The sequence below is a fragment of the Solibacillus ferritrahens genome, from assembly GCF_037027585.1.
GTDB classification, from domain to species: Bacteria; Bacillota; Bacilli; order Bacillales_A; family Planococcaceae; genus Solibacillus; species Solibacillus ferritrahens.
Map to the genome: position 1 here is coordinate 155,903 of NZ_JAXCLE010000002.1, position 14,359 is coordinate 170,261.

The window sequence follows — 14,359 nt, forward strand, 5'->3', positions numbered from 1 at the left end:
TAATGACACAGCCTACTTATAATGAGCATTTACAGCAAAAAGTAGAAGAAATATATGAAGGCGGACAAAAGAAGTATCACGAAAAGTTAAAAGAAACAAACAAACTTTTTGTCCGTGAACGCTTAAAACAACTATTTGACGATGGAAAGTATGAGGAAGATGCTCGTTTTGCCAATTGTGAGGCTGGAGATTTACCGGCAGATGGCGTCGTAACGGCAATTGGCCAAATTGATGGACAGACCGTTTGCGTTATGGCAAATGATTCGACAATTAAAGCAGGATCATGGGGTTCGCGCACGGTTGAAAAAATAATACGTATTCAAGAGACTGCAGAAAAAATGCAGGTTCCAATGCTGTATTTAGTTGATTCTGCAGGTGCCCGAATTACAGATCAGCTTGAAATGTTCCCGGGCCGCCGTGGTGCGGGACGTATTTTCCATAACCAAGTGCGTATGAGTGGAATGATTCCTCAAATATGTATTTTATTTGGTCCATCTGCTGCAGGGGGGGCATATATCCCAGCCTTTTGCGACATAGTTATAATGGTGGATGGTAACGCTTCAATGTACTTAGGATCTCCGCGTATGGCTGAAAAGGTAATAGGTGAAAAGGTTTCGCTGGAAGAAATGGGCGGGGCCCGCATGCATTGTACCGTAAGTGGCTGTGGAGATGTATTGGCGGAAAATGAAGAACAAGCAATACTTGAAGCAAGACGCTATGTGAGCTACTTCCCTGCGAACTTTGCAGAGTTTCCGCCGGTTGACGAAACAAAGTCTCCGAAAAGCGGTAAAACATTGGAAGAAATTATTCCTGAAAATCAAAATGCTCCATTTGATATGTATGACTGTATCGATCAATTAATAGATGAAAACAGCTTCTTTGAAATAAAAAAACTATTTGCACCAGAGTTGATTACTGGGCTCGCTCGTATAGATGGTCAGGTAGTAGGGATTATTGCAAATCAGCCGAAAGTTAAAGGTGGCGTATTGTTCATAGATTCAGCAGACAAAGCTGCGAAGTTTATTACGCTATGTGATGCATTTTCAATTCCACTATTATTTTTGGCAGACGTACCAGGCTTTATGATTGGTACGAAAGTTGAAAAAGCAGGAATTATTCGACATGGTGCGAAATTCATTTCTGCCATGAGTTCAGCGACTGTACCGAAAATTTCAGTTATTGTTCGTAAAGCTTACGGTGCTGGTCTTTATGCGATGTGCGGTCCTGCATTCGAACCTGATGCAGTCATTGCATTACCAACTGCGCAAATTGCGGTAATGGGTCCGGAAGCTGCTGTAAACGCTGTTTATTCAAATAAAATTGAGGCGATTGAGGATCCAAAAGAGCGCGTTCAATTTGTAAAACAAAAAATAGAAGAATACAAAGAAGAAATTGATTTATATAAATTGGCTTCAGAAATGGTAATTGACGATATAGTTGCACCAAATCAACTGCGCAATACATTAATTCAGCGCTTTAATTACTATAATTCAAAACAAATTGTTTTACCGTATCGAAAACATCCGGTGTATCCAGTATAATAATGTAAGCTGAAGGTCTGTCTTGAAGGCAGACCTTTTTAATTCGAAATAAATTTGGGGTATAATAAATGCGAATTGAAATCATAGGTGCAGGTGCAGTTGGTTTATTACTAGCAAGTTATTTTACGGAAAAGAAAATGGATGTATTTATTGTCAGGAAAACATCTAAACAAGAGATGAATTTAGACTTTAAATATATACGTACAAATTTGGATCAATCTATTACTACTATTCAAGGTAAGTATATTTCTGCAGTTTCAAATAAAGCGGATTTAATAATCGTGGCTGTAAAATATGGACAACTTCATGAAGTGTATGCAAGTATGGAAGGTGTAAAAACCTCTATTCCTGTTTTGTTTTTGCAAAATGGATTGGCTCATTATGAGGAAGCACTTGCACTGAACATGCAACATATTGCATTTTGCTCAATTCAATTTGGTGCGCAGAAACTTTCAGCAAACCATGTTGCACATAAAGGTAATGGTGTGATGAAAGTTGCAGTAGCTAAAGGTGACAGTGATAAATTTGCTTTTTTAGAAAAACTTTCATCTATACAGCTTCCAATAATATTTGAGCGGGATGCAGAAATGATGTTGATGGAAAAAGCGTTATTAAATTGTTTTATCAATCCATTGACTGCGATACTAAAAGTAAAGAATGGCCAATTAATTTCCGACAACAGTACTTTTTTGTTGTTGAAAAGTCTATACAGTGAAATAATATTTACATTTCCGCAATTTGAAAAAACATTCCAATTTGATCAAGTTGTCGCATTGTGTGAACAAACAGCGGAAAACAAATCATCCATGCTGGCGGATAGACTGGCGAATAGGAGAACGGAAATTGATACAATTGCAGGTGCGGTCTTAAAAAAAGCAGAGCAAAATAATAAAAAAATGCCTATTTTACAGACGCTTTATTTGCTCGTGAAAGCATTTGAAGAGAGTGGTGAAAAAACGTGATCGTATTCCTTCAATTCGCGTTGGCGACAATTATTATATGTCCTATCATTGCTTTTATCGCCGTAGTAGCCGTTTGCCGTAAACTGAGACTGAACAAACGTAGAACGATTGGTTTGGCGGCGGATATAACGACATTTCTTTTATTTTTTTCAATTCCGATTGCGATGAGGGGACTATGGGATATTGGAGTGTTGATGCCAATGCTCATTATGGTGCTTGTTATTGCGATTGTATTTACATATATTGATTGGCGAACGAAGAAAGAGATTGAAATAAAGCCGCTTTTAAGGAAAATTTGGCGTATTTACTTCCTGTTGTTCAGCTTCAGTTATTTCCTGATTTGGATTGTTGGAATTACCCATTCAGTTATGGTATTTATGATGATAGATTAAATAGTATTGCTTGCTTCTTTTGCTGTAATTAAATGGCAAATAGGGGATAAAAGCATTTATTAAATGGTTTTAAAATTGAGTAAGAGAGAAGTAGAGGAGAATTTTCATGCAGCTAGAACAAATCCATTCCCCCGTGACGAATAAGCTATTGGAAGATTATTGGTCGGAACACGCTAATATACATTCTTTTTTTGAATACAAATACAATGTGGAATCTTTTGGGAAAAGGATGGCGTATTTAAAGAACCGTTCATACCGTTCAAAAGAATTATCTCAAGTGATACGAAGTTATATGGAACGATACGGCTTATCGGAAAAGGCGAATCATTACTTAAATGAATTGGAGCAAGGAGCTGTAGTTGTAGTAGGTGGTCAGCAAGCAGGTCTATTAACGGGACCGCTTTACTCTATCCATAAAGCAATTTCGGTCATTTTACTTGCCGAACAGCAACGAAAAGCTTTAAATACACCAGTCGTACCTGTGTTTTGGATTGCCGGTGAAGATCATGACATAGAAGAGATAAATCACACGTACACAATGGTGAATGGAGAAATAAAAAAGCGCGGCTATAGTGAACGTTCTAAGCTGAAAAAAATGGCATCTACGACTGAATTGAATGGCGAGGCCCTACAGCAATTTATCGTTAATGTTTTTAAAGATTTTGGAGAAACACAATATACAGAGGAATTACTGAAAAATGTATTGCAGCATGCGAGCAATAGTAAAACATTTACTGATTTTTTCACATTATTGATGAATGATTTGTTCGAAAAACATGGTTTATTAATGTTGGATGCAACATTTGAGCCGTTTAGACAATATGAAAAAATGTATTTTGCACAATTGATTGAGCGTAATGAACAAATTGCGAAAGGTGTCGTTGCTCAAGAGCAAAAGCTTGCTCAAGCAGGATATTCTATGCCTATTGAAGCGACAGAGCAAAATGCGAATTTGTTTTACATTAGAGAAGGAGAGCGTTTTTTATTGGAACGGCAAAAAAACATCTTCAAAAACAGTGCTGCTTCTGTAAAATTTTCGGAAGAGGAGCTGTTAGCCTTTGCGAGCGAATCTCCTCAAAATTTAAGCAACAATGTTGTTACTCGTCCTTTAATGCAGGAAATGGCACTTCCAGTACTAGCTTTTGTTGGTGGTCCTGGTGAATTAGCCTATTGGGCAACATTAAAGCCTGCCTTTGAGACATTGCAACTGCAGATGCCGATTTTTGCACCGCGATTAAGCATGACATTGATTACACGTCAGGTAGAAACATTGTTGAAGCAAAAAGAGCTTACGGTAACAGATGTATTTACAAATAAAAATGAGCAAAAGATGGCACAATTCGTAGAAAGCTTAAAAGACGATCGCGTAAACAATGCTATTGAACAGATGAAGATGCAATTGCACCGTCAATATGAAGAACTTACTGACTATTTACGAAGTGAAAACTATCATGGAGAGGATTTATTAGAAAAGAATAAAAACTACCATGAAAGACAATTTAACTATTTGAAAACGAAGCTCGAGAAGCAAAATATTGATAAGCATGAAACTGAAATTCGGCACTACAAAACGATTCAAGCTTCATTATATCCAAATAACCAGTATCAAGAACGATTTTATAACCCGTATTTATTTCTTAACACCTACGGAGAGTCTTTGATTGATGATTTATTAGAACTTCCGATGGGTATTTCAGATCAACACAACCTAATTTCATTATAAGAAACAAGAGTTATCTCATATGAAGATAACTCTTTTTTAGGTCTTTTTTCACCGAACGTATGTGTGAGAATATGCTCATTTACTTAATTTATTTTTATTGGTATTAGAAGTAATGAAATAAGTGGTGGAAAGTGGGGGAATGTGGTACATTATTTATTAAAGTGGGGTGAGTAGCATGTTCATGGGAGAATACCAACATTCTATTGATACAAAAGGTCGAATGATAGTCCCGGCAAAGTTTAGAGATTCGCTTGGCGAACACTTTGTACTGACACGTGGGCTAGATCAGTGTATTTTTGGATATCCTATGGATGAATGGCGAAAACTCGAAGAAAAATTAAAAGATTTACCAATGACGAAAAAGGATGCTCGTGCATTTGCACGGTTTTTCTTTTCAGGAGCAACAGAGGTAGAAGTGGACAAGCAAGGCCGAATTAACATTCCATCTACACTAATCGGATACGCTAATCTTGAAAAAGAGTGCGTTGTTTTAGGAGTATCGAGTAAAATTGAGATTTGGGCTAAGGAAGCTTGGCAGCAATACTTTGAACAGTCTGCTGAATCTTTTGGTGACATAGCAGAGAATTTAATTGGTTTTGATTTTTAACTACTAAGTAAGAGGTGCTTTAAATTATGTTCGATCATACAACTGTATTATTGAAAGAAACTGTTGATGGGTTGAACATCAATCCAGATGGTATATATGTAGACTGTACATTAGGTGGTGCGGGACATAGCGAATACCTTGTACAGCAATTGTCAGAAAACGGCCGTTTGATCTGTTTCGATCAAGATACAACAGCCATTGAAAACGCAAAAGTGCGATTAGCCGATTATTTAGATCGTGTCATATTCGTCCATGCAAATTTCCGCTATTTAAAAGAGGAATTACACAAACTGAATATACATCAAGTAGATGGAATTTTATATGATTTAGGTGTCTCTTCACCACAACTTGATACACCAGAACGAGGGTTTAGCTACCACCATGATGCGCCACTTGACATGCGTATGGACCAAACGGCAGAAATTAGTGCATATCATGTAGTGAACGAATGGTCATACGAAAATTTAGTACGTATATTCTTCCGGTATGGGGAAGAAAAGTTTTCAAAACAAGTTGCGCGTAAAATTGAACAAGCTCGTGAAATTGCTCCTATTGAAACGACAGGGCAATTGGTAGAGCTTATTAAAGATGGTATTCCAGCTCCAGCACGTCGAAAAGGTGGGCATCCCGCAAAACGAATCTTCCAGGCAATTCGAATTGCTGTAAATGATGAGTTAGGTGCAGCAGAAGATTCATTAGTAGATGCTATCGATTTATTGAAAATTGGCGGTCGTATTAGTGTTATCACATTCCACTCATTAGAAGATCGTTTGACAAAAACACTATTTAAAGAGGCTTCATCATTACCGGATTTACCTCATGGATTACCGGTTATTCCGGAACATATGAAACCTATCCTTAAATTAGTGACGAGAAAGCCTATTTTACCAACAGACGAGGAGTTAGCTGCGAATAATCGTTCACGTTCAGCAAAATTGCGCATCGCTGAAAAAATTAATGACAAAGGACGTGGGTAATAAATGGCATTAAGAGCTAGGCAAGTATATATTCAACAGCAGCCAGAACTACCTCAACATCAGCAAGAAGAACAAAGACAACCTGTCATTAGAAAAAAGCCGAAATTAAAGCTTTTTTCTGCACGGGAAAAGTTTTTGTTCGTAATCTTTACAGTCATAGTAGCATTTTTCGCTGTTTCCATATTACATACTCAAGGAGAAATCCAAACACTTAGTATGGAAATCCAATCAATTGAACGAGACATAGCTGAGGTAAATAATAATAATACTGATTTAAAAGTTCAAGTAAGTGAACGCTCCACTCATCAACGTATTTGGGAAAAAGCGAAAGAACTCGGATTAACACTAAATGAGAAAAATGTGAAGGTAGTGCCGGGGGAATGAAAAAGAGAAGATTTCGTTACCAGTATGGAGCCTTTCTAATGTTTTTAATCTTTGGAGGGCTCTTTTTACTATTATATTGGCGCTTCGTATCGATACAGGCAACTGGGGTAGTAAAAGGGCATGAGCTAGAGGCTGAAGCTTTAGCAAGGTACGAGACGGGCTATGTACTATCGGCAGACCGTGGGAAAATCTTAGATCGTAATGAAAATGTAATTGCTGAAGATACGCTAAGCTATCGGCTCGTGGCCGTGATTAATGAATCTGCAACAGAAAATAAAAATAAACCTCGTCATGTTGTGGATAAGGCAGAAACAGCCAAATTGTTAGCTCAATTTATCCCAATGGATGAAGAAAAAATATTGGCCCGACTAACTCCAAAGTCTGGAGCAAACACATATCAAGTTGAATTTGGACTTGCGGGGCGCGGGATTAGTCATGAAGTGAAAAAGAAAATTGAAGAACTCGAATTACCTGGAATCATTTTATATAGCGACAAAAAGCGCTATTATCCGAATGGTGCTTTCGCTTCCCATCTAATCGGTTTTGCATTGCGCGAAACGGATGATAAAGGCAATTCCTCTGTCGTAGGCAAAATGGGGCTTGAATCTATTTATAACGAGCAGTTAACAGGTAAAGATGGTAAATTGTCATACCAACGAGATGCTCGTAATTATTTATTGCCAAATAGCGATAAAATTATACAGGATGCGCAAGATGGTAATGACATTTATTTGACAATCGATAAAACCATTCAAAATTTTTTGGATGAGGCGATGTCCCGCGTAAATGATCAGTACAAACCTCAATCAATGGTTGCTGTCGTTGCGAATCCTAAAACAGGAGAGATATTGGCAATGTCACAGCGGCCAACATTTAACCCGGATACACGTGAAGGTTTGGAGGGTAACTGGCTGAACGATGTGATCGAAAACACGATTGAGCCAGGTTCTACTTTTAAGGCATTTACGGTTGCAGCAGCAATCGATTCTGGAAATTGGTACCCGAATGAAAAATACCAGTCGGGACAGTATAAAGTTTATAAAGATACGGTGAAAGACCATAATACGTACGGTTGGGGAAGGATTTCCTATTTAGAAGGTTTCCAGCGCTCATCCAATACAGCAATGACAAATTTGCTTGATATTATGGGATGGGAAACTTACGAAGGCTATATAAAGGAATTTGGCTTCGGTCAAAAAACGGGTATTGATCTTCCAAATGAAGCAAGTGGAATTATTAACTCGCGTTATCCTTTGGAAAAGTATACAACAACATTCGGACAAGGCTCAACTGTTACACCAATTCAGTTAATTCAAGGTATAACTGCAATTGCGAATGACGGTGAAATGATGCAGCCATATGTTATTGATAAAATCGTAAATCCAAACACAGGTGAGATTATAGTAGATTCTGAGCCTACAAAAAAAGGACAACCCATTTCTGCAGATACAGCAAAAAAAGCGCGAGAGCTCCTAGCTTCCACAGTTTATGGTGAAGCAGGTAATGCGAAACGTTTCCAAATTGAAGGGTATAATGTTGCTGGGAAAACGGGAACAGCGCAAATGCCTAAAGTAAGTGGTGTGGGCTATGACTGGGGGAAAAATGAATTCCTTTATTCATTTTTAGGGATGGCACCTATGGAAGACCCGCAGCTGGTTATGTTTATTTCAGTGGCAAAACCGAAACTTGGTAAGACAGAAATCGGTTCTGACCCGGTATCTCAAGTATTTAATTCAGTTATATTAAATAGTTTGAAATACATGAATATTAATCCAGCGGACGTAGCAGAAGTGCAAACGAGCAAAATTACGAATTATATAGGACAACAAACCGATACAGTAATGACTAAACTACAGGCAGATGGGCTACAGCCAGTATTAATCGGTCAAGGCGGAGAGATTTCAGAACAGTTCCCGGTTGCCGATACTTCATTGACAAAAGGAAGTATCGTATTTTTAAAAACAGATGGTGACATTACGGTACCTTCATTTGAAAACTGGTCATTGCGTAATTTACTTGTCTATAAATCATTGTCAAAACTTCCGATTGAAATTGTTGGTGAGGGGTATGTAGAAAGTCAGAGTATATCCCAAGGGACGATAATTGTTGACGATGCTCCAATTGTTGTAAAGCTGAAAACACCTGAAGAGAAACATTCGATACCACCAGCAGAAGATATGGAATTGGAAGACGAAGAAATTGAAGAAGAACTTCCACAAGATTAGAGAGAGTTGAATACAAACTTCATTTATAACATACGCTATTTTAGGTGAGGTGTCATAAAATGAAGTGGGTAACAACAAAATCAAAAAAACGCTTAACATGGATCGCCATCGCACTAGTAGTATACGGCGTGGCGATTTTTGTTAAGTTAGTGTCCGTTCAGGTTATTCAGTATGATAAGCTTTCGACAATGGCGAAAGAGAATTGGGACCGGGAAATTCCATTCCATGCGGAGCGAGGAAAAATTACCGATCGAAACGAAGAGGTAATCGTCTCTAATGAATTAGCACCAACGTTGTACTTCATGCCATCACAAAATGAAGATAAAGAGTATGTAGCAGATGCCATATCCAAAGTACTGAACAAAGATCGAGCCAAAATTTTGAAAAAACTGGAGCAACGCATCTCTTTAGTAAAAATAGCACCGGAAGCAAAAAATATTTCATATGATCAAGCGGTAACAATCCAGCAAATGCAAATTCCAGGCTTGTACAGTGGAGTCGATTATGTGAGGTCCTATCCACACGGGAATTTGTTAGCGCGTTTTTTAGGTTTTACAGGTGTTGACAATCAAGGTTTAGCAGGAATTGAATACGAATATGATGAATTATTAAAAAGCTCGGATGCAGCAATTCGATTATTCACTGATGCAAAAGGGAATACGTTAGAGCATGTAGATGACGAATGGAAAAACGGTAAGGATGGGGCAACAATCCAGCTGACGATTGATTTAAAGCTCCAAAAGATTGTCGAACGAGAATTGTCGCAGGCAATGGTGGAATATGATGCTGATCAGGCGCTGGCGATTGCCATGAATCCGAACAGTGGGGAAATACTGGCACTTGCTTCTTTTCCAACGTATGATCCAACCAAATTTTCAGAAGTGGATCCAAGTATATATAATCGTAATCTGCCTGTATTTATGTCGTATGAGCCAGGTTCAACATTCAAAATTATTACACTGAGCGCTGCTATTGAAGAAGATGTTGTAGATATGGAACATGACCATTTTCATGATGCGGGCTATACAATGGTTGAAGGAGCACGTTTACGCTGCTGGAAACGTGAAGGGCATAAAGACCAATCATTTTACGAAGTCGTACAAAACTCCTGTAACCCGGGATTTGTCGAGCTTGGACAACGAATTGGCTCGGATAAATTACTCGAGTATATCCATCGATTTGGTTTCGGTAAAAAAACAGGTTCCAATATAGCGGGTGAATCTTCAGGTATATTGTTTTCAAAAGAGGCATTTGGTCCTGTAGAACACGCTACTACGTCCTTTGGTCAAGGTGTTTCCGTAACGCCAATTCAGCAAATGCAAGCGGTCGCAGCTGCTATCAATGGTGGCACACTGTATAAGCCGTATACGGTAGCAAAAATTTTGGATGGAAATACAAATGAAGTAATTATGGAGCAGAAACCTGAGGTGAAAGCCCAGGTAGTTAGTGAAGAAACATCGGAGAAAGTCCGTCATGCTTTAGAGTTAGTTGTAGCAAAAGGATCCGGCCGCCAAGCTTTCCGAGATGGATTGCGTATTGCAGGCAAAACTGGGACTGCCCAAAAAGTTGAGAATGGACGTTATAAGGATGGAGATTATATCGTTTCTTTCATCGGTTTTGCACCAGCGAATGATCCGGAAATTATCGTTTATGTAGCGGTAGATAACCCAAAAAGTGGATTGCAGTTTGGTAGTGTAATTGCTGCACCGATTGTCGGTCGCATTATTGAGGACGCGGCACCACTATACAATATAGAAAAGCAAGAGAATCAAATAGAACGAAACTATGTTTGGGGCGATGAATTGACAGAGCGCATACCAAATTTTGTTGGGTTGACAAAGGAAAAGGTTATACCGAATTTGTATCCTTATAGAATTCAATGGCACGGAGAAGGAAATGAAGTGATCGAGCAAGTGCCGAAACCAGATAGCCAAATTCTTCAAACCGACATTGTTCATTTATATTTAGGAAATTAATTGGATTTCAGCCTTTTAAAATTCCTCTAAAACAACTATTATAGTGAGGGTTGTTTTTTCACAATAACATATACAGATACAAACCGTTGAAAAATCAAACGTTCCATCATATCCAGACAGAAGTTTTAAAGGAGATATATTATGACATTATCAACAACATTGACCATACTTTTTTCATCATTTTTATTGACGGTCATTTTAGCACCAATAGGGATACCGCTTTTACGTAGATTGAAGTTTGGGCAAAGTATTCGAGAAGAAGGACCTCAATCCCACATGAAAAAAGCTGGGACACCTACAATGGGTGGATTAATTTTCTTATTAGCCATTATAATTTCGACAATAATTGTCGCAATTATTTTCGACTTATTTACAACACAAACGGTTGTATTATTACTTGTTTTAGTTGGGTTTGGGGTTATTGGCTTTTTGGATGATGGTTTAAAAGTTATTTTTAAACGTAATTTAGGATTAACTTCACTACAAAAGTTAATTGGTCAAATTGCTATTGCTATTGCAGCATTTTTGCTATTACGTTTAGGATCTTTTGACACATCAGTAGGAATTCCATATACAGATATGTCCATTGATTTAGGAATCTTGTATGTAGGGTTTTTAATTTTTTGGTTAGTAGGCTTTTCGAATGCAGTTAATCTAACAGATGGGTTAGACGGACTTGTATCAGGTACAGCTTCAATCGCGTTTGCAGCATTCGGTGTTATTGCGCTGTTTAATGAGCAGCCCGATATTGCACTATTTGCATTCGCTGTAACAGGTGCTCTGCTTGGGTTTTTAATTTTCAATGCAAACCCGGCAAAAGTATTTATGGGAGATACAGGATCTCTTGCACTTGGTGGTGCATTGGCAATGATTTCGGTATTAGTAAAGCAGGAGTTGCTGTTATTATTAATCGGTCTTGTATTCGTCATCGAAACATTGTCGGTTATTTTACAGGTAGGAAGTTACAAACTTCGTAAAAAGCGCATTTTTAAAATGAGCCCTATTCATCATCACTTTGAATTATCAGGTTGGTCTGAATGGAAAGTCGTCCTTGTATTTTGGTCGACTGGTTGTGTCGTAGCACTTATAGCAGTTTTAGCGGAGGCGTTAATATGATGAAGTTTGAAGGATTGCAATCAAAAAAAGTACTAGTGTTAGGTTTAGCAAAAAGTGGGGTTGCGGCTGCAGAACTACTTCATCAATTAGGAGCATTTGTAACAGTCAATGATGCAAAACCATTTGATGCAAACCCGGAAGCGCAAGAGCTACTATCAAAAGGGATTACAGTAATTTGTGGACGTCATCCAGAAGATTTGTTGGATGAAGGATTTGAACTTGTCGTTAAAAATCCAGGTATTCCTTATACGAACCCAATTATTGCGGATGCCGTTGAAAAGGGCTTGCCAGTCATAACAGAAATGGAACTTGCTTATTTAGTAAGTGAAGCACCTTTCTTCGGTATAACGGGTTCGAATGGTAAAACGACAACAACGACTTTGCTTTATGAAATGTTGAAAGCTGGCCAATTGAAGCCGCTAATTGCTGGGAATATTGGTACTGTGGCTTGTGGTGTTGCGGCAGAAGCAAGCGCAGAAGAGGTCATTGTGACAGAATTATCCTCTTTCCAACTAATGGGCACTAAAAGTTTCCGACCACGTATTGCCATTTTAACAAATCTTTATGAAGCCCATTTAGATTACCATGGGACATTTGAGGAATATGCAGAAGCAAAATTCGGTGTAACACGTAATCAAACGAGCGACGACTATTTTATTTATAATGCTGATCAGCAAATTGTTGCTAATTATGCTCGAAAGTCAAAAGCGCAATTAGTACCTTTCACAACTAAAGGCCGGTCGGATAATGGCATTAGTGCAGATACTAATAATATTTACTGGTACGGAGAAGCGATATTAAGTCGTGAACAAATCGTTTTACCAGGTGAACATAATTTGGAAAATATATTATGTGCCGTAGCAGCCGCTAAGCTGCAAAACTGTCCGATTGAAGCGATTCAGGAAGTGCTTGCAACTTTTGCAGGAGTTCGCCATCGTACACAATTTGTGCGAGAATGGCAAGGACGAAAAATTTATAATGATTCAAAGGCAACAAATGTACTGGCAACAAAAAGTGCATTAGCAGCCTTTAACAGCCCAATTGTTTTGTTGGCCGGTGGATTGGATCGTGGGCATTCATTTGAAGAGCTTCGTAAGGAAATGACACGCGTAAAAGCAGTTGTCGCATTTGGGGAAACTGCACTTCGCTTAATTGAATTTGCAAAGTCATGTGGAATTACAAATATTGTACGTGCAATTGATGTAGAGGACGCAGTCGGTTATGGAGCAAAAATATCTGATGAAGGTGACATTATTCTATTGTCACCTGCATGTGCAAGCTGGGATCAACATGAGAGCTTTGAAATTCGTGGCGACTTATTTATTGATCGTGTTATGAAACTTTCATAAGAAAGGATAGTTACACTGTCACAAAAGTTACAGCAATATTTTTTTATAAGTGCCATCGTTTTGTCAATAATAGGAATAGTTTTTATATTTTCTGCGGGTACATATTGGGGTAATGTTCACTATACTGGACAAACCCCATTTTACCAAAAGCAGGCTATATATTTTATTATTGCGCTATTTGTTTGTATAGCCATGATGAAATGGGAATTATTGAGAAGTCAACAGGTATGGGGCATGCTTTATATTGTCTCGATTGTGTTACTTATTGCAGTATTGATTCCTGGTATCGGAATTGTTAGAAATGGATCACAGAGCTGGATTGGAATAGGGCCATTAACCGTTCAACCTGCAGAAATTGCCAAAGTAACAACAATTATTTATATTAGCGCATTATTATCTCAGCGTAAATCGTATGAACGTATTGTTCAATTGAAACATTTTGTAATTTTAATGATTCCATCTGCACTTATTATGTTGCAGCCAGATTTTGGTGCTGTCTTTATTTTAGTAGTTGTTGTTTTAATTGTGTTTTTTATTGCGCAATATCCATTGCGACTCTATGTAATTCTAATAAGTCTTGGAATGGCTGGATTGGTCGGGTTAATCATTGCTGCCCCATACCGGCTAAAACGTATTGAAGCTTTTATCAATCCATGGGCCGATCCTTTGGGCAGTGGATTCCAGGCAGTACAATCCTTATTTGCAATAGGACCCGCAGGATTATTTGGACATGGCTTACTAAAAAGCAGACAAAAGTATTTATATTTACCAGAGCCGCAGAATGATTTTATTTTTGCCATTATTTTGGAAGAAGTCGGACTTGTTGGCGGGATGGGACTACTGCTTATTTTTGCGTGCTTTTTAGTATTTGGTTATCGATTGGCTTTACAGTGTGATCATGTATTTCACTTTTATGCAATATGCGGACTAACAACGATGATTGCTGTTCAGGCAGGTCTTAATATCGGGGTTGTTATTAATTTATTACCCGTAACGGGTGTTACATTACCATTTGTTAGCTATGGAGGGACTTCGTTGCTTGTAATATGGGTCACCGTAGCGCTCATTTTGAATCTTTCAAATGATAAAAGAAAGGAGTAGGAAGAT

General features: G+C 38.2%; 11 protein-coding genes and 1 pseudogene. All 12 read left to right on the forward strand.

Features of this window, described 5'->3' with window-relative positions:
* Window positions 1-2: 2 nt before the first annotated feature.
* Window positions 3-1,541, forward strand: coding sequence for an acyl-CoA carboxylase subunit beta (locus SNE38_RS02865; RefSeq protein WP_336045833.1), 1,539 nt, complete (start codon window positions 3-5; stop codon window positions 1,539-1,541).
* A gap of 68 nt (window positions 1,542-1,609) precedes the next feature.
* Complete coding sequence (locus tag SNE38_RS02870) at window positions 1,610-2,503, forward strand: ketopantoate reductase family protein (RefSeq protein WP_336045834.1); 894 nt, start codon at window positions 1,610-1,612, stop codon at window positions 2,501-2,503.
* Complete coding sequence (locus SNE38_RS02875; protein ID WP_336045835.1) at window positions 2,500-2,895, forward strand: DUF3397 domain-containing protein; 396 nt, start codon at window positions 2,500-2,502, stop codon at window positions 2,893-2,895. The genes SNE38_RS02870 and SNE38_RS02875 overlap by 4 nt, the downstream gene beginning before the upstream one ends.
* A gap of 106 nt (window positions 2,896-3,001) precedes the next feature.
* On the forward strand, window positions 3,002-4,618 hold the full coding sequence (gene bshC, locus SNE38_RS02880; RefSeq protein WP_336045836.1) for a bacillithiol biosynthesis cysteine-adding enzyme BshC: 1,617 nt from the start codon (window positions 3,002-3,004) through the stop codon (window positions 4,616-4,618).
* A 175-nt stretch (window positions 4,619-4,793) separates the two neighbouring features.
* Window positions 4,794-5,225 carry a division/cell wall cluster transcriptional repressor MraZ gene (gene mraZ / locus SNE38_RS02885; RefSeq protein ID WP_191702288.1) on the forward strand — a complete coding sequence of 144 codons (432 nt, stop codon included), beginning with the start codon at window positions 4,794-4,796 and terminating at the stop codon, window positions 5,223-5,225.
* Window positions 5,226-5,251: 26 nt separating this feature from the next.
* Window positions 5,252-6,202 (forward strand): 16S rRNA (cytosine(1402)-N(4))-methyltransferase RsmH, encoded by a 951-nt coding sequence (gene rsmH / locus SNE38_RS02890; protein WP_191702289.1) that lies wholly within the window; start codon window positions 5,252-5,254, stop codon window positions 6,200-6,202.
* A gap of 3 nt (window positions 6,203-6,205) precedes the next feature.
* Window positions 6,206-6,586 carry a cell division protein FtsL gene (gene ftsL / locus SNE38_RS02895; protein ID WP_191702290.1) on the forward strand — a complete coding sequence of 127 codons (381 nt, stop codon included), beginning with the start codon at window positions 6,206-6,208 and terminating at the stop codon, window positions 6,584-6,586.
* 38 nt (window positions 6,587-6,624) lie between these two features.
* Window positions 6,625-8,541, forward strand: a pseudogene (locus tag SNE38_RS02900) (penicillin-binding transpeptidase domain-containing protein); the annotation flags it as partial.
* 329 nt (window positions 8,542-8,870) lie between these two features.
* Window positions 8,871-10,787 carry a penicillin-binding transpeptidase domain-containing protein gene (locus SNE38_RS02905; protein ID WP_191702292.1) on the forward strand — a complete coding sequence of 639 codons (1,917 nt, stop codon included), beginning with the start codon at window positions 8,871-8,873 and terminating at the stop codon, window positions 10,785-10,787.
* A 141-nt stretch (window positions 10,788-10,928) separates the two neighbouring features.
* Window positions 10,929-11,903 carry a phospho-N-acetylmuramoyl-pentapeptide-transferase gene (gene mraY, locus SNE38_RS02910; RefSeq protein ID WP_191702293.1) on the forward strand — a complete coding sequence of 325 codons (975 nt, stop codon included), beginning with the start codon at window positions 10,929-10,931 and terminating at the stop codon, window positions 11,901-11,903.
* Window positions 11,900-13,252 carry a UDP-N-acetylmuramoyl-L-alanine--D-glutamate ligase gene (murD, locus tag SNE38_RS02915; protein WP_336045837.1) on the forward strand — a complete coding sequence of 451 codons (1,353 nt, stop codon included), beginning with the start codon at window positions 11,900-11,902 and terminating at the stop codon, window positions 13,250-13,252. The genes mraY and murD overlap by 4 nt, the downstream gene beginning before the upstream one ends.
* Window positions 13,253-13,297: 45 nt before the next feature.
* A complete protein-coding gene (gene ftsW / locus SNE38_RS02920) occupies window positions 13,298-14,353 on the forward strand; it encodes a putative lipid II flippase FtsW (RefSeq protein ID WP_404829002.1) in 1,056 nt (351 codons plus the stop codon).
* The last annotated feature ends 6 nt before the right edge of the window (window positions 14,354-14,359 follow it).